Genomic DNA, 17,370 nt, shown 5'->3' on the forward strand with positions numbered 1-17,370 from the left:
TTTTACCAAATATTTTGTATTTATTTTTTCATCAAAGACGTTGTTATATAATGTACGTACGAAAGAGAAAAGAAATACGGGCATAAACGAAACCGACACGGATAAATCAGCTGAAATTAACCTCGCTCATTCTGTTGCTAAGTCCAAATCGGTACAATCCATAGGCAGGAAGAAGAACAAGGATGCCGTTCATTGTGTATTTATATTCCAAACGGTTTGCCTTTCGACAGCTGTGGGAAGGCCTTTCGATAGCTATGGGAAAGCCTTTCGACAGCTATCGAAATATCTTACCACAGCTATCGAAAGGTAAACTGTTTGAGATGTGAATCGGATTTCAATACATTTTTTAAAGATTTTGCATAAGATGTTTTCCTATCTTTGTCCCATATCATTATCAATTAAAACTTAATTCTAAAATGGAATCAGTAGTGAAAAGAGTAGCTGCAACAAGTTTGTTAGCCTCTTGTGCAGTATCATTAGCTCTGTTTACCTCTTGCGCAGGTGCAGAACAAAACACACTTACTCCCGAAGAAGTGGCCGGTGGATGGCAACTCCTTTTCGACGGAAAAACACTCGATGGGTGGAAAGATTACAATGGAACAACCCTCACACAGCCATGGCATGTCGTTGACGGATGTATCCAGGCAAAAGGTGACGGCAGCGATGCCAGCGGTTATATTGTAACCGATAAACAGTATGAAAACTTTGAATTGTCATGGGACTGGAAACTATCAAAGGGAGGTAACAGCGGTATGCTTTACCACGTTGTAGAACGTCCTCAGTTCGCTGTGCCTTATGTCACCGGTCCGGAATATCAGTTGATCGACGAACCTAATTTCCCGGAACCACTGGAAGAATGGCAAAAACTGGGCGTAGACTACGCTATGCATTTGCCAGACAAATCTAAAATGAAAGTTAATCCGCAGGGCGAATGGAACAATTCTAAAATTGTATTTGATAATGGTCATGTAGAACATTGGCTGAATGGTCAGAAGATTTTGGAATTCGAAGCATGGACCGACGATTGGTATGAAAAGAAAAACAGCGGAAAATGGGCAAACGCTCCTGAATATGGTTTAGCTAAAAAAGGTGTTCTTTGTTTGCAGGACCATGGTTATCCTGCCTCTTTCCGTAATATAAAGATCAAAGAACTTCCGCGCAAAAGCAAAGAAGTAAACCTTTTCAATGGAGTCGACCTGAAAGGTTGGGAAGCATACGGAACTGAATTATGGTATGTAAAAGACGGTTTGCTGATCTGCGAAAGCGGTCCGGATAAGAAATATGGCTACCTGGCAACACGCGATTATTATGATGATTTTGACCTGACTGTTGAATTCAAACAGGAAGCAGACGGTAACTCCGGTGTATTTATCCGTTCTTTCATTGAAGAAGATGTAAAAGTCAACGGATGGCAAGTTGAAGTCGCTCCTAAAGGACACGATACCGGTGGTATCTATGAATCATACGGACGCGGATGGTTAGTCCAAATTCCGGATGAAAAAGAAACTATCCTGAAAGAAGGTGACTGGAATACCATGCGCATCAAAGTGCAGGGCGATAACGTACAAACCTGGTTGAACGGCGAAGAAATGGTAAACATCAACGATGAGAAAATCGGTGCCGGACAAGGTCGCATCGCTTTACAAATCCATGATGGCGGTGGCATCAAAGTGCTATGGCGCAACCTGAAACTGAAAACGTTATAATCCATACTAATAAACACAAAAATCCCCGACAGAATATTCTGCCGGGGATTTTTTATTTTTATCATCTACGTCCATGTCCCTTTTTACGAGGGCTATCCGCTTTTTTCTGTTTCTCCTGATATTGTTTGTACTGTTCGTCTGTCAGAATCTTCTTTATCTGAGCATCTTTTTCAGTACGCATAGCTGTCATTTTTTCCCGCATCTTTTCACGGTCTTCTTTGACAGATTCACGTTCTTTCTTCATCTGCTCTCTAAAGTCAGCTTCCACCTTACGATATTCAGCTGCTTGTTTATCATCGAGTTTCAATTCTTCGATCATTTTCTCACTACGTTTGGAAGGATCTCCCTTCTTTCCCTGGCGATCACCGCCCTGTGCAAAAACTGTTGCCGTACTAATCAGGATAACCAAAAACAATCCTATTACCTTCTTCATAAACTACTACTTATTACTTAAATTAATATTTAACTGTTTGTGAAGCGCTTCGATATAATAGACTTTGTTACATGGAAATAGTTTAATCACTTTGAAAAATATTTTTTTATTCAACCGGTCCGATCACCAGTCCTTCGGCCGTCCATTTATTGACAAAATGACTGAGAGAATTCAAGAATCGGTTGAAATCTTTCTTCTCCGTCCCCGTCCATCCGGTTTCAGCATAGGCAGCAATACGCGGATAAATTTTCTGATTCATACTTTCGACTGTCGGAATAAATTCACCCCACATCTGGCAACCCAGTCCCAACACCTTACCCTGTTCTTCTGGAGATAATCCTTCGGGGATCGGATTGAATGAATAAGCCTTGGATAATGGGATCGATTTATAATCATAATCGATATAAGTATATATATGATAAGAATTTACAATGTCATATCCTTTGTCGATCGCTTTCTTGATAAGTTCGGGATCCCCTTTCCAGAAGTGAACGATAGTACCTTTAGCAAGCTGTTGATCAACATCTTTCGTATCTTCGGCAGACTGATATTCATGCAATTTATCTCCTGTAATTTCGTTCCATCCCATCATTTTCTTACCTTTCGCCGCAAGCATATTTGAAACTTCATTCGTAAAATAGATCTGTAGTTCCGCAGGCGTTTTCAAACCTTTCTTAGCCATATAACTACGTATAGCAGGAGATTCTTTCCATTGGTTATATTTTACTTCATCGCCACCGATATGAAATACCGGACTAGGGAACAAAGCGATAACCTCATTCGTCACATCATCCAAAAACTCCATCACACGGGGATCGGAAACATTCAAAACGTCATAATGCACACCAAACTTACCTGGGACTTTGATCTGTTTACCACTTGTACCCAACCAGGGATAAGAAGCAATAGTGGCACTGGCATGTCCCGGCATGCTGACTTCCGGTACAATCGTGATATGCCGTTTAGTCGCATAATCAACGATTTCCTTTATATCTTCCTGCGTATAGAAGCCTCCATGCGGCTTTCCATCATACACATCACTTCCAAAATGATTAATTTCCGAAGAATCGCGGAAAGCACCGATCTCCGTCAGTTTCGGGTATTTCTTAATTTCAATTCTCCATCCCTGATCGTTGGTAAGATGCCAATGGAAAACATTCATTTTCAACCCAGCCATTTCATCCAGCAGATCTTTCACGACTTCTTTCCCTTTAAAATAGCGTCCTTCATCCAACATAAAAGCACGCCATGAAAAAGCCGGATAGTCAGTAACTTCAGCTCTCTGAACCAGATATTTTCCGTCTTTCTCTTTAATAATTTGACGCAGTGTTTGTACACCATTCAGTATACCGGCAGAAGAATTAGCCTTGATATTTATTTTACCGGAAGTAACTTCCAGCTGGTAACCTTCCGGTTTATCCGGCAAAACTGTCGGATCGAGCATCAGGTTAATGTCTCCTTTCCCTGAATCTTTAAGGGTTGCTTCCACAGAAAAGTCAGAGGAAAGAACCGCTTGTAACAATTGAGCTTCATTGTTCAAATCACCGGAATAAGAAATAGCCGGATCTCCCCCCATCTTGAAAAAGCCCGGTGTGTAACTGATTTCCTGAGGTTGCGGAATAACCGCATACTCTTCAACGGGTGGAGCCTGGCAGGCACAAAGAAGCACTAAAAACAATGAGATTAACAAGTTTGTTTTCATAGAATTAAATTTAATACTGGATAATAATTAATCGCACCTTCAGAATAAAATTCTTTATTCAACAATTTTACAAAGATAAAATATTAATACAGATACTCAAAAACGAAAAACCGGAATGTCAAATAAACATTCCAGTTTTTACAATTCATCATAAAGTACAAACGATTAAACAATTCCTTAAATACTAAAATATCTCATTTGTTACCTTATTGAAATAAGTTATGCATTCCCTTATATCAGAAATAGAATTTTCCCAGTTATATTCATATTCAATCGAGAATATCCCTTTGAAACCTTGCGCCTTCAGTTCCTTCAACATGCCTTTAACATCAAGTATACCTGTCCCCCAGATCACATCGTGCTGCCCCTCTTCTCCAACCTTTTTTATTGCTATATCTTTAAAATGAAGGGATATAATGCGCCCACTCAGTTTTTTCAGACATTCTGTCTGATCAAGTCCTTCCCTGCGCCAATGTCCAACATCGGCACACGAACCGAGTGAACGGCTACGGAAAGAGATAGCCTGTAATAAATTCTCTGGTTTCCAGTAATCAGATGGTTGAGGATGATTATGTACTGATATGTTAATGTCGTACTGTTTCGACAATTTTTCTACCAAATCCCAGTCGTCGAGTGCCGGTTCACAGGTTATAAACTCCATTTCCATCGCTCTAGCAAAACGAAACATTTTTTCCCAGTCGGAGGATTTTTCAGCAACATATACGCCGGTTCCAACAATTTTTATTCCTTTAGAAGCGGCCAGTTCTTTCAACTCCCTTTGAGTTTGGGTATCCAAATCAAAGTCGAACACCAGGTCACCCCACTTACCTCCCAACTTGTGCCCAGGATATACTTCTATATATTTCAAACCTAATTCCTGTGTTTTATCGAATGCTTCTGCCAATGAGAACAGATGAAAACTATACGATTGCATCCCCAAACGCCAGCCGTTTTTTTCTGCTTTAGTCTGTGCTTGCACGGAAATGAAGAATAAACCACAAACTAGAAACAATAACATATTGAATAATCGCTTTTTCATGATTGACTTATTTTTCTCGAATTATTTAGGCATATCCGGTAAGGAAAAACCATTGCTATAAGTGTGCCTGATCCATTCGTTTGCCATTTCTGCTGCATTAAATTCAGCAAAGCGGCGGTCGAAACGAGGATCACCGTCTATTACATTGAAATCATCTACCGTAACGATCTTTATTTTGTCTGTAGAAGAGATATTGGTAAAGCGCATATTCTCTCCGTCCCATTGCAATCCACGGTGTAATCCTTGCAATCCAGATAACCGTACAGCCAGGACTCCCATCACAACCATTTCATTGAACGGACCGGAAAACTGAAAGTTGGAAGAAGCTTCCGTTCGGTTTTCAGGAGATTCTTTACATGCACGTATCCAATCCTGTTCGTGGGCATTTGTCGACCAAATATCTCCATTACCACCTTTAATCCTGGCAATAGTAGGTTTAGGTTGATTAAAATGTTCCATATCGGAGACAGGTAATAAAGTCGGATTCATCCCGTAACAGCCTGTCATGATTTTACCTTTCGTACCGATAAAGATAATACCTCCGTTTTCATCACCCATCATTTGTCCGTCTTTCAGCTCTTCCGGGCGAGGCGGCATCAACCCTCCATCATACCAGTAAACTTTTACTTCCGGCATTTTTACATTTCCTCTTGCCGGACGCTCCGGGAAAGTATAAGTAACAACCTGAGCATGGGGAGGAGAGTACAAATTACTCAATGTAGAACTACCGATAACGCTGGTCGGATATTTAAGCTCAAGTGCCCAATACAACGGATCCATGATATGACAGGCCATATCTCCTAACGCTCCTGTTCCAAAGTCCCACCAGCCACGCCAGTTCCAAGGGGTGTAAACCGGATTATATGGGCGTTTCTGTGCCGGCCCAATGAATAAATCCCAATCCAAAGTCTTCGGACATTTGGCAGCATCCTTGGGTTGTATCAATCCCTGTGGCCAAATCGGACGATCAGTCCAGCAATGGACTTCATACACTTCACCGATAGCACCTGCTTGTATCCACTCCGTAATCTGACGACACCAATCAAATGAATTACCCTGGTTTCCCATCTGTGTAGCCACCTTATATTTCTTAGCCAGCTTGGTAAGTAAACGTGACTCGTAAACAGAATGAGTAAGCGGTTTTTGTGTATAACAATGTTTACCCAATGTTATGGCATGAGCTGTTACACCGGCGTGCGTATGATCTGGAGTTGCAACCATGATAGCATCAATCGACTTTCCGATCTCGTCAAACATCACACGCCAATCTTTAAAGCGTTTTGCATTTGGATAATCCTTAAAAGTCTTATCGGCATAATGCCAATCAACATCACAGAGTGCAACAATATTTTCCGTATTCATATTTGCCAGATTACGGCGTCCCATACCACCGACACCAATACCAGCTATATTCAATTTATCACTCGGGGCAATATGTCCGTAAGTTCTGCCTAATACAGAACCTGGAATAATGGTAAGACCTGCTGCCATAACAGCACTTGTCTTCAAAAAATTTCTTCTTGAAATATTTTTCATAACTATTACTACAATATAAATCAGCAACTAATACCGATTTTGTTAATTCTAAAACTAGCCAAACTACTACGATAATCACTATCCCGTCTTACCACGTAGCATATTTTTTCACTTTATCCAGTTTTGTTCTATTTCTTCCAATGATTTACCGGTTGTTTCCGGAATTAATTTCCATATTATTAATATGTAAGGAACACACATGACCGCAAACAGGAAAAATGTTCCCGCCGGTGTCAAAGTCAAGAGCATCCAAGGTGTAAGTTGCCCTATTAAATAAGTTCCTACCCACAAGGCAAAACCAGCGATAGACATGCCTAGTCCTCTGATTTTCGCAGGATACATTTCCGACAGAAGCACCCATACCACAGCACAAATAGAGATCGCACAACAAAAAATATAACACAAGAAAAATACCAATAAAAAAAGGCTGGATATAGAGATTGATCTATTCAATATAAAATAACCACCGATAAGCAACAAGGATACAATCATTCCTGACACTCCATAATACACCATTTTTTTTCGCCCAACCCGATCTATTATTATCAGTGCGAGAATAGATGTCAGCATATTAACAAGTCCGACCAGTACCTGAGAAAAAAGAGAATCTCCACTGGAAAGGCCCGCACTTTCAAAAATCGATGGTCCATAATAAAGAACAGCATTCACTCCCATAAACTGTCCCAAAATAGCAATACAGATACCTATCATCACAATCTTTAGGATTTCCGGCTTAAACAACAGAGCCCATTCGGATTTTGATTCACACCGGATAACAGATAATGTTTCATTCAACTGCGCCTTAACATCTCCCCCATCACGATAGATTTCAGAAAAAACTGAAAAAGCTTCCGCTTCCCTCCTTTTCAAAAGTAGCCAACGAGGGCTTTCAGGTATAAAGAAAATAATCACAAGAAAAAACAAAGCCGGAAAAGTTTCCATACCCAACATTCCCCGCCAAACTTCCGTTATAAACAGACGGTTTAACCATGATGCCATTAAAGAAATATCACCTTTCCCAAACTGTAATAAAATGTAATTAGTAAGATATGCACCTAAAAAACCGACTGTAATTGCAACTTGATAAAGTGATACCAACCGCCCACGATATGCTGCGACAGATACTTCCGAAATATAAAGAGGAGAGACAACAGATACTATGCCAATGCCAACACCGCCAATGATGCGATAAACGACCAGTTGATTAAAATCTGTGCTGAACGCACAACCAATAGCAGAGGCTGAAAACAAAATGGCAGAAAAAATCATTGTTCGTTTCCTTCCCGTCATATCACTCAATATACCAGCCATAAGAACTCCGACAATCGAACCAACAAGTGCGCATCCGACATACCATCCTTGTTGCAGCGAGTCCAACTGAAACAAGTGGGTGACTTGAGCAATCGTCCCGGAAATAACAGCTGTGTCATATCCAAACAGGAAACCACCCAAAGCTGCTACCACAGAAAGAAAAATAAGATAACCAAAATTTATTTTCGTTTTCATACTCACTTTATTAGTTTTCGAACATTGTTTGTAGCACTTCATCCATATAAGATTTCACTGCAACATCTTTTGTTTTATCCCAAAAACTGGTATCATCCTCAATCAATACCTGCGTACCAATAATCCAACTCTGAATCCAACCGGTCAAAGTAGACCATGCCCCCCAACCATGATCAGCATTTGAGGCCCAATAATCCCACCGGTCATAATCGAAAGCACGATACCAGGCTCCATCTAAATGAGCATACCTGTCACTCTTTACCTGAATACGGATCAAAAAATCCGACAATTTTTCTACAGCTTTTTTATATTGAGAATTACCTGTCGCTCTTGCAGCTTCATTCAACGAAAAAAAAGCAAAATTTGAAGTATATAACATATCCGCCACCGGATCACCATTATGTGATATAAGCGGAGCTTCTGTTACACCATACTCCTTATTAGATTTAGCTTTTCCAAAGGTACCTGTACTACTATTTCCTAACTCTTCCCTGATCGCACCTGATGCCTGTTGATTCTCCAGCAAACGACTTACTACCCGATCCAGCCACTCCCTATGCTCCGGAGTATCCTTTACCCGTACTAACCAGGCCAACGGCAGTATCATTCGTGCTCGTTCCTGCTGGATTCCATTTGTCCACTTCCAACCATCCGGATAGTTTTCCATTGTAAGCCTGATAGCTTTTTCTGCTTTTTCTAACAGCGGCTGATAGCCTGTTTTGTCATAAAGCCATAAATAACAGGCCCACATCCAAGACTCAAAATGAGGATGAGGATTCACGAGTTCAGGACGTTTTGCATAATATCGCCATCCCTTTTCCATAACCTGAGATTCCTCCAAGCGACCACCATTACCGAAAAAACCATTTACATTACTTAAGCGGAAATTAGCCAGTATATTCTCTACAATTTCCTTATTCCACCGATCGTAATCCATAAAAGCTGAAGCACCGATCAATCCAAGTACCAAACGGGCATTGTCATCTGCATAAAAAACATAAGGATGAGTATCGGACCAACCAATCAATCCATAAACCGGACTAAAAGGGTCTATCCTTTTCCCAGCTCTAAATGCTGAATTTTTCAAAACATACTCCATCAAATTTTTTGAAACCTCTTCATAAGTTGGATTATTCAACAACTTTCCACCGGAAGCAAGAGCAAACGCTACTTCTCCCTGCACATCAGCCCTGAGCCAATACCGAAAATCTTGTTCCCCATCATAATAGATATTGGAGGCATGACCTTCAAGAATCCCCATTGTACCATTTCCGACTTTACTATCAGTCGGAAGTGCACGGGCTACAGGCATTAATCCATCTCCCTGCCGTTCCAATTGTAGTTCTTTCCATGACGAATCAATGAAGAAACGACCATTGAAAAACCATTCCAGACCTCTGCTTATCATATTCTTTCCTGCATCGGTCGGAAGAGATAGCCCTTTACTATAAGTCGGTTTTACATCAGAAGGCCACTCTGTTAAAAAGGTAAAATCTGAATCATCCGTTACAAATGAAATGATATATTTCCATATAGATTGCCAGGAGGCAAGAGGTTCGTAACGACCTGTCCGAAAATTACTGAGTTTCGTAAATGCGATCAACATATTCTCTCTCTCACATAATAATGGATAGCTCTCTACATCTTCTATTCCATATTCAGCCTGATCAAAACCTGCGACACGGGCCAGCACAATCAAGGGATCATCCACCTTTGCCACACGGGTATAACAATCATTAATCCCTATAATATCCATTGGTTTCAGGTTCTCCAGTTTATCACAGGTAATCACTCCACGTTCCAAAGATGCATGAAAAGTTTCTTTTTCAATATGCATATCCGGCAACAGATCCGGATATTCCAGATAAACCCTGATCTTCTTCTGTTGTGCCAATTTGTATGTTTCTTGTGTTATTTTAAGAGGAGACACCGGATAAGTATCACAAATGATAACAGCAGCTGAACCATTGGTCGCTTTTTCTATCATTGCCTCCGGAGAGTCAAACGTTTCCAGTTTGAATCCCTCGTCTTTAAGCAACTGAAATACTTCACTCTGCTCACTACCACAAAAATATACCGTTTTCTTTTCTACACAGCCACATAACAAAAGAAAAAGCCCCCAAAACCATAATAATTTTAAATTCATATTTTTCATATATTACTATTTGAGAAAAAATGTCACGAATATAAAGGAGGATATATATAAAAATCCCCCTTTATATATTTTATTGAATATCAATATCCCGGATTTTGTTCCAAATTTGAGTTTAGAACTAATTCATTTGAAGGTAACGGCTTCAACCAATTTTTCTTTTCATCAAACTGCCAGCCATTCTTTGCCGGACTATTCCAATGAGGAGCAATGTAACCTGCATCATTCACAGGTATTGCACTTGGATCGAGAACCGGTTTAAACTGATCTTTAATATCTGCAAATTGTTTCATCTTCGCTCCTAACATAGGACGTTTAATCAAATCAGCAGCCGCCCATCTCATTAAATCATCGAAGCGATATCCTTCGCAAGCAAATTCAACCCGCCTCTCACGACGTATTTCATTCAATAGCGGGCTTAGTTCCGGGAAATCCCACTTCGGATCAACAAAACCGACATTAACTGTCATATGAGGCATGTCTACCCGGTCACGCAACTGGTTCACCGAAATATCCAAATCATTCTGACTACATTCACCTAACTCAGCCTTGGCTTCTGCATAATTACACAAAACCTCCGCATATCGGAAAATAATACTTGCGGTAATATACCCGCCTTCATGTACAGCTGCTGGATCACATCCCTTATATAACTGATAGCCGGTGGTATTTCTCAAACGGGAATCATAGGTCATATCCGGTACAGTAAAAGAACCACTCACCTGTCCGTTCACTATCACGCGAGGATCCCCCTTCTGATAAATCGTTTGTCTTAAACGGGGATCTCTATCCTGTACCTCTTTCTCCACCAGATCGTCTCCTTGGTAAAGAGGACTGATACTGATAGGCTTACCATCTGAACAGAGATAAGCTTCCACCATGTACTTGGAAACTCCAGTATTATTATCACTTACGCCCCAAATACTTTGACTGTTATTATAGACTCCTAATCCCATATCATATTTTTTCCAAAGTAAAACCTCTTTATTAGTAGATAAGTCTGTCTGGTTAAACAAGCTCCAATAACCTTTACTTTTATCTCCTCCTACCGGTTCTATTGCATAAACATCCTTATCTATCACAGCCCGTGCAGCATTAGCCGCAACCCGGAAAAAACGATCCGGATCCGCATTTGCAACGCCAAAAGCCGTTCCGTTATGATATTTTTCCCATGTACCTTCATATAAAGCTACACGACTCTGAAACAACAAAGCCACATCTTTATGAATTCGCCCGGAAGTAGCCACACTCTTTTCCGGCAAAAGACTGATTGCCTTATCCAGATCTGCAATAATAGAATCTGCTATTACCGTTCGCGAAACTCTAGCATCGAACAATTCTTCCGAATCTGCATACAGAGCTTTTCCAATCCAGGGAAGATCACCAAACTGTTTCAATTTATCATAATAAAACCAGGCACGCCAAAAATAAATCTCACCAATATAAGGAGCCGTTTCAGAAATAGGATCCTGCGATTTATGGTAGTTATCAATAAAGAAATTCAGTCCTCTGAGCATTGTCCAGTCCCATCCGCCTCCGGAAGAAGGAACTGTAATCGTTCCGGATATTTGTGCATCAAAAATATACGACCCGGAAACCAAGTTATCTGAGGCATTATCTCTCTCATAGGGTCCGTAATCCGCGCCCCCTAATACCGGAAAGTTTCCATAATACTTATTGGCATAAAGTTCCATTTCCTTTGCCGAAAATGTCATCTGCTGATCTGTTATCTTGTCCAGCGGGTCCCGGTCAAGAAAATCTTCACAAGATGTAATGAGCAGTCCTAACAGTACAATAAATAAGCTATATTTTTTCATAACAATTCAATTTAAAAATCAACATTAAAACCAAAAGAGAATGTTTTCGTCAAAGGGTAAACCTTTCCGGCTCCCCAACTTCCGTTCAAAAGTTCGGGATCAAAGTTTTTCTGTAAAGAAGTGATCGTAAACAAATTCTCTCCACTGACAAACATACGGATACGCTGCAAACCGATCTTCGACATAATCGTTTGCGGAATTGTATAACCCAGCTGGAAGTTCTTCAAGCGTAAATAAGCTGCATTCTGCAAATAACGAGTTTGCGGCTGTTGGTTTTTATATACTTCTGAAGAATTGTAGGGCTTCGGATAATAAGCGCCTGTATTTTCAGGAGTCCAAAAATCAGATGTTTCTTCATACATATTTGAACCAAATCCACCTGTGAATCCCCAAAAGAAAACTCCACTATTACCACCTGTTGGAGGACAAAAATCACGTTTTCCTACCCCTTGCAGGAAAATGTTCAAATCAAAACCTTTCCACTGCGCTCCTAAAGAAATACCATAACTAAAACGAGGAGTTGTATTTCCTATAACAGCCAGATCTCCATGGTCATCCTTTGTATTTTTACCTTTATCTATTTTTCCATCATTATTCAAATCCTTGTATTCCACATCTCCAATCGTCCAGTTCCCATAGATATACGACTGATCGGGTATCTTTTTCAACTGTTCTTCCGTCTGTATGATACCAGCGGTCTTATATCCCCAGATTTCTCCGATCGTCTGCCCTTCATAATAGGTTGACAGAATCTTTGTAGGATTATTGTAAGTTGTAACTTTGGAGATATAGTCTGATAAAACTAAATTCACATTATAAGAAAAATCACTTCCTATCTGATCTCTCCAGCCCAAATTCAATTCAAAACCAGAAGTACGTAAATCTGCATTATTTTCTTGTGGTACACTGGCACCCAATACTGCAGGTAAAGCATTGGCAGGACCAAACATATCTGTTGTCGTACGACGATACCAGTCAAACGATAAATTTAGCTGATTCGATAAGAAGGATGCATCAACGCCGACATCAATGGTAGAAACTGTTTCCCAAGTCAGATTACGGCTGACCAAGCCCGGCGCATCCAGATAGTTCGGACGTACACCGTCTATCAGATAACCATAATTATTACCTACATTCACAGTACTCAGATACAAATAATCACCTACATTCTGATTACCTAACGATCCATAAGAAGCTCGCAATTTCAACGAGTTCACAATATGTTCGATTGTCCAAAAGTTTTCCCTGGCTATATTATAACCGACGGAAACCGACGGAAAAAATCCAAAACGGTCGCCACGTTGGAATTTAGAGGAACCATCATAACGGGCATTAAACTCGATCAGGTATTTTTCCTTATAGTTATAATTGGCCCGGATAAAAGTACCCATATTAGCCCAATGCGTCATTGTCTGGGAATTTGTCTGTTCACCGATCGCTGTCGATAAAGAAGGAATATCCTGATTTATCAAATTACGACGCATAGCAGTCAAATAATCATATTTGCTTAACTCCAATTGTTGACCAACCATAACCGACATAAAATGATCGCCAAACAAATGTTCATAAGAAGTATAAGCATTAAATGAACTATAATCAGTTTGAGCTTGCAAAGTAGAAAAAGCATCATGGTTTGGGGCCATTACCGGAAGTTCGGAAACCGTATATTCCCAAATTACCGCTTTATCATGAGTAGACTCTTTCCTTGCTGTATTCCGGTAAGTATAATCTACATTTATCTTCCACCCTTTAATTGGTTCTGCTTCCAAAGCACCTGTTGCACTAAAGACATTGGTATTGTCTAACGTACGCCCCCCATCTATTTGTTTGTAAATATGGGATGTGGAAGCCCAATGCCCGTTCGGATCTTTCAAAGACCAGTTCGGATATCTGGTTGTTGCCAAATGTACCCAGTTACCTATATCTCCGTTATAAGCCTCTGAAACTGTATTGTTTTTATCTCGGCTGAATTTAACTCTGATATCTCCACGCAACCATTTATAGGGTTCAAAATGTAAATTACTCGTCAGGTTAAAGCGTTCGAAACGATCCTTTCCATATCGTAGCAATCCATTCTCCTTATAATAGCCAGCACCTACATAATAATTGGATTTCTCCGTACCACCTCTTACACTCAAATCATGTTTATGATTCCATGATCCCGGTTTAAAGAATGCCCTAAACCAATCTACATTATCATTATCCAACGTAGCATACGACCAGTAATCCGTATTATTCGGATTCGGTATGTTTGACGGATAATGTTCCGGATCTGCCATATAAGCTTTAATGCGCCCAATATGTTCTTCACTGAACATCGGAGACTGACCTGAATTTAGTGATGCTATGTTATACGCATTGGCAAAATCGAGCGAGTTGACCTGATTGGGGATACATGTTGCATGATTATAGCCTATTACATTATTATAGGAGACTGTCACTTTTTCATTTTTAGCCCCCTTTTTAGTTGTTACCAAAATAACACCATAAGCTGCGCGCGCACCGTAAATAGCTGCAGAAGCCGCATCTTTCAAAACTGTCAGTGTTTCCACATCTGCAGGATTGATGTTGTTGATATTATCCGCCGGAACTCCGTCTACGATAAACAAAGGAGATCCTCCGGAAAGACTCGTTGTACCACGAACATTATAATCCATCGTCGAGCCGGGAGCTCCACCATTCCCGGAAACTGTCATATTCAAGTTTCCGACTACTCCTTGCAAAGCTTTGCCTATGTTCGTTACAGAGCGGTTTTCCATTGTTTTATTATCAATTTGAGCAACAGCCCCGGTCAGGTTCACCTTCTTGGTGGTTCCATAACCAACCACTACCACCTCTTCCAATGCTTGGCTATCTTCCTGCAACGAAACAGAAACATCCGATTTTCCTTCCACCGCAATTTCCCTTGTCGTATATCCGATATAAGAAAACTGAAGAACTGCATTATCACTGGTCAGCATCAAAGAATAAGCGCCATTCACATCAGTAGTTGTCCCGTTCGTCGTTCCTTTTTCAACAACATTCACACCTATAACGGGATCTCCCAAATGATCGGTCACTTTACCGCTAACTTTTTTACCTACCTGGTCAGCCCCGACCACATCGATAGTTGTAAGGATTACATCCTTATCTATCACTTTATACCGAACATTCGATTCTTTGAACAAACGGCTCAATATAACAAACACATCTTCATTCCGTACATCGATAGAAACTTTTCGGTTGACATCTACGATTTTGTTATTATAAAAAAATTGAAAATCGGTTTGCTGTTCAATCTCTTCCAAAACCTCTGCAACAGTCCTTTCTGTCCCCAGAACGGATATTTTAGTCGTTTGCGCATAGGACTGTGAGGCAAGTGCCATACCAATAGACAAGCATAACAATAAACAGGTTAACTTCATGGTTCTTGTTATTTTAGGTACTAAATTCAGGATACAAATTTCCCTATCCTGTTGGATATAATAATTCTTTACCATACTTTTGTAAATGATTTAAGATTAAAAAATAAATTCCTTAGTCTGTTTATAGACCGGCTATCGAATATTTCATACGGGAAGATGCTGGTAACATGTTTCCGTATGTTTTTCAATAAGAAGGTCTGCAATAATCGTTCTATTCCATAGGCTTTCTGTTTTTTATGATTATACATTATTATATTACACTTCTACTTCCGCTTATTGGTTAATTCCACCACTGTATGATTAACACCTTGGCTGTCATCTCCGGTGATCTGCCTGATCTTATAATCTATTCCCGATGAGATTTTCAGGTAATCCAATATTTGTGACAATTGTTTATCGATGAATGTCCCGGTAAAATAATAAGATTTAATCATAGGATCCTTCACTTCGAATTTCACATTATAGAAATAAGATAAATCGCGTAATACCTCAGGTAAAGGAGAATTATAAAACATTAATTTTCCTTCTATCCAGGCTGTTTCATATGCGGTATTAACAGACTCCATATTCATCTTACAGGTAGAAAGACTATATGTAGCTTTTATTGAAGGAGACAATTCTTGTCTCACCACAGTTCCATTTTCTTTTTTTGCTTCAATATTCACTTTTCCAGAAACCAAGGTTGTCTCTATTACTCCTTCTTCCCGATATGCCTGTAAGTTAAACTCAGTACCCAGTACTATCACTTTCATTTTACCATCGGCAACACTCACGATAAAGGGTTTTTCTGAATCATGTGTTACTTTAAAATAACCTTCTCCATCCAATGTTACTGCTCTTTTATCTTTATCATACGGAACCGGATAAACTAGCGTAGATCCGGAATTCAAATAAGCCACTGTCCCATCCGGCAAGTTACAACTGGTACGCATACCCGGATTTGAACGGACAGTAACCATTTGTACCCCCGTCCCATCATTTGTTATATTCCACCATGAAAGAAGAGTAGACAAAAAGAATCCAACAGCAATACAAGCAGCAACAGTAGAAAAACGATAAATATTTTTCTGCCATACACGCCGTCTAATTCGCTCTTGCATCAACTCAAAAGCTTTAAGAGAATCACGTTGCCCAATGCGCCTGTGTGTATATTGCACATGATAAATACGAGCTATCTGCAACAACGTTTGCTCATTCTCTTCTCTATCCTGTAACCAGGCTTCAACAATAGCTTGTTCTTCAGACGAAGCTTTTTCCCGAATATATGCCAACAATAATGAAGCATCCGGTTCTTCTATATGTTTTCTCTGTTCTTCCATTTTATCTCTTTCTATATATACGACAAAAGCTCCCCTCTTCTACCCTAAACAATATCATAAAAAATTTTATACATATTCCTTTTTTTTCTAAATAAAATTAGAATTATCAATTATCTTTGTCCGGAACCTTCATAATAAATATTAGTAAATGAATGATTTCCTATTAGTTAGACAGTTACAAGAAGGTAACACAGATACTTATAAACAAATATTTATCAAGTATTATTCTCCTTTATGCGAATACATTTCCCAATATGTATCAGATGAAGATGCCGAAGAGCTCGTACAGGACCTGATGCTTTTTATATGGGAGAATCGAAAGAATATCATTATTACCCAATCCCTAAAATCATATTTGTTCATTGCTGCTAAAAACAGGTGCCTGAATGCGATTCAAAAGAATTTGTATCATGAGAAAATACATTCAATACTTTATGACAAACTTAAAAATCAGTTTGAAGATCCTGATTACTATTTTATAAATGAACTGACAGAACGCATTAACAAAGCAATTAAAGAACTTCCTGACACCTACCGCGACACTTTCGCCTTAAGCCGCTTCGGAGAACTTACTAATAGTCAAATAGCCAATAAACTTGGCGTTTCTATCAAGACCGTTGAATACAGGATCAGCCAGGCGCTGAAAATTCTTCGTGTCAAACTGAAAGATTATCTACCTCTTCTTTCGTTCCTATCTCTATAATATCATTAATACGAGCAGGAAAATTGTATCTTCTTTTGCAGGAAAGTTGTTGC

General features: G+C 39.7%; 11 protein-coding genes. 2 read left to right on the forward strand and 9 right to left on the reverse strand.

Annotation, left to right across the window (positions count from 1 at the left end):
• Nucleotides 1–416: 416 nt before the first annotated feature.
• Nucleotides 417–1,706 carry a 3-keto-disaccharide hydrolase gene (locus P3L47_RS02365; protein ID WP_122363792.1) on the forward strand — a complete coding sequence of 430 codons (1,290 nt, stop codon included), beginning with the start codon at nt 417–419 and terminating at the stop codon, nt 1,704–1,706.
• Between the two features lie 61 nt (nt 1,707–1,767).
• Here P3L47_RS02365 and P3L47_RS02370 read toward each other — a convergent pair whose 3' ends face one another.
• From P3L47_RS02370 to P3L47_RS02410, 9 genes are all read right to left on the reverse strand, one after another.
• Nucleotides 1,768–2,139 (reverse strand): Spy/CpxP family protein refolding chaperone, encoded by a 372-nt coding sequence (locus tag P3L47_RS02370; RefSeq protein WP_122363791.1) that lies wholly within the window; start codon nt 2,137–2,139, stop codon nt 1,768–1,770.
• Between the two features lie 106 nt (nt 2,140–2,245).
• Entirely contained in the window at nt 2,246–3,841 is a 1,596-nt protein-coding gene (locus P3L47_RS02375) for a beta-N-acetylhexosaminidase (RefSeq protein ID WP_277782554.1), read from the reverse strand.
• Nucleotides 3,842–4,025: 184 nt separating this feature from the next.
• Nucleotides 4,026–4,880: a sugar phosphate isomerase/epimerase family protein gene (locus P3L47_RS02380; RefSeq protein WP_122363790.1), complete on the reverse strand. Its 855-nt coding sequence runs from the start codon at nt 4,878–4,880 to the stop codon at nt 4,026–4,028.
• 21 nt (nt 4,881–4,901) lie between these two features.
• On the reverse strand, nt 4,902–6,416 hold the full coding sequence (locus tag P3L47_RS02385) for a Gfo/Idh/MocA family oxidoreductase (protein WP_122363800.1): 1,515 nt from the start codon (nt 6,414–6,416) through the stop codon (nt 4,902–4,904).
• A 108-nt stretch (nt 6,417–6,524) separates the two neighbouring features.
• Complete coding sequence (locus P3L47_RS02390) at nt 6,525–7,922, reverse strand: sugar porter family MFS transporter (RefSeq protein WP_277782555.1); 1,398 nt, start codon at nt 7,920–7,922, stop codon at nt 6,525–6,527.
• A 10-nt stretch (nt 7,923–7,932) separates the two neighbouring features.
• Nucleotides 7,933–10,068 carry a hypothetical protein gene (locus P3L47_RS02395; protein ID WP_277782556.1) on the reverse strand — a complete coding sequence of 712 codons (2,136 nt, stop codon included), beginning with the start codon at nt 10,066–10,068 and terminating at the stop codon, nt 7,933–7,935.
• A gap of 89 nt (nt 10,069–10,157) precedes the next feature.
• The gene (locus tag P3L47_RS02400; RefSeq protein WP_277782557.1) at nt 10,158–11,891 is read right to left on the reverse strand and encodes a RagB/SusD family nutrient uptake outer membrane protein; all 1,734 of its coding nucleotides are present in this window, start codon (nt 11,889–11,891) and stop codon (nt 10,158–10,160) included.
• Between the two features lie 11 nt (nt 11,892–11,902).
• Nucleotides 11,903–15,295: a TonB-dependent receptor gene (locus P3L47_RS02405; protein WP_158585927.1), complete on the reverse strand. Its 3,393-nt coding sequence runs from the start codon at nt 15,293–15,295 to the stop codon at nt 11,903–11,905.
• Between the two features lie 263 nt (nt 15,296–15,558).
• Nucleotides 15,559–16,614: a FecR family protein gene (locus P3L47_RS02410; protein ID WP_122363787.1), complete on the reverse strand. Its 1,056-nt coding sequence runs from the start codon at nt 16,612–16,614 to the stop codon at nt 15,559–15,561.
• Between the two features lie 148 nt (nt 16,615–16,762).
• On the opposite strand from P3L47_RS02410, the gene P3L47_RS02415 reads away from it, so the two are divergent.
• The gene (locus tag P3L47_RS02415; RefSeq protein WP_277782558.1) at nt 16,763–17,317 is read left to right on the forward strand and encodes an RNA polymerase sigma-70 factor; all 555 of its coding nucleotides are present in this window, start codon (nt 16,763–16,765) and stop codon (nt 17,315–17,317) included.
• Nucleotides 17,318–17,370: the final 53 nt, after the last annotated feature.

It is taken from the genome of Parabacteroides chongii (genome assembly GCF_029581355.1).
Lineage (GTDB): Bacteria > Bacteroidota > Bacteroidia > Bacteroidales > Tannerellaceae > Parabacteroides > Parabacteroides chongii.

Coding starts and splice junctions, on each gene's coding strand:
- P3L47_RS02365 (WP_122363792.1), top strand. CDS start 417: ATGGAATCAGTAGTGAAAAGAGTAGCTGCAACAAGTTTGTTAGCCTCT.
- P3L47_RS02370 (WP_122363791.1), bottom strand. CDS start 2,139: ATGAAGAAGGTAATAGGATTGTTTTTGGTTATCCTGATTAGTACGGCA.
- P3L47_RS02375 (WP_277782554.1), bottom strand. CDS start 3,841: ATGAAAACAAACTTGTTAATCTCATTGTTTTTAGTGCTTCTTTGTGCC.
- P3L47_RS02380 (WP_122363790.1), bottom strand. CDS start 4,880: ATGAAAAAGCGATTATTCAATATGTTATTGTTTCTAGTTTGTGGTTTA.
- P3L47_RS02385 (WP_122363800.1), bottom strand. CDS start 6,416: ATGAAAAATATTTCAAGAAGAAATTTTTTGAAGACAAGTGCTGTTATG.
- P3L47_RS02390 (WP_277782555.1), bottom strand. CDS start 7,922: ATGAAAACGAAAATAAATTTTGGTTATCTTATTTTTCTTTCTGTGGTA.
- P3L47_RS02395 (WP_277782556.1), bottom strand. CDS start 10,068: ATGAATTTAAAATTATTATGGTTTTGGGGGCTTTTTCTTTTGTTATGT.
- P3L47_RS02400 (WP_277782557.1), bottom strand. CDS start 11,891: ATGAAAAAATATAGCTTATTTATTGTACTGTTAGGACTGCTCATTACA.
- P3L47_RS02405 (WP_158585927.1), bottom strand. CDS start 15,295: ATGAAGTTAACCTGTTTATTGTTATGCTTGTCTATTGGTATGGCACTT.
- P3L47_RS02410 (WP_122363787.1), bottom strand. CDS start 16,614: ATGGAAGAACAGAGAAAACATATAGAAGAACCGGATGCTTCATTATTG.
- P3L47_RS02415 (WP_277782558.1), top strand. CDS start 16,763: ATGAATGATTTCCTATTAGTTAGACAGTTACAAGAAGGTAACACAGAT.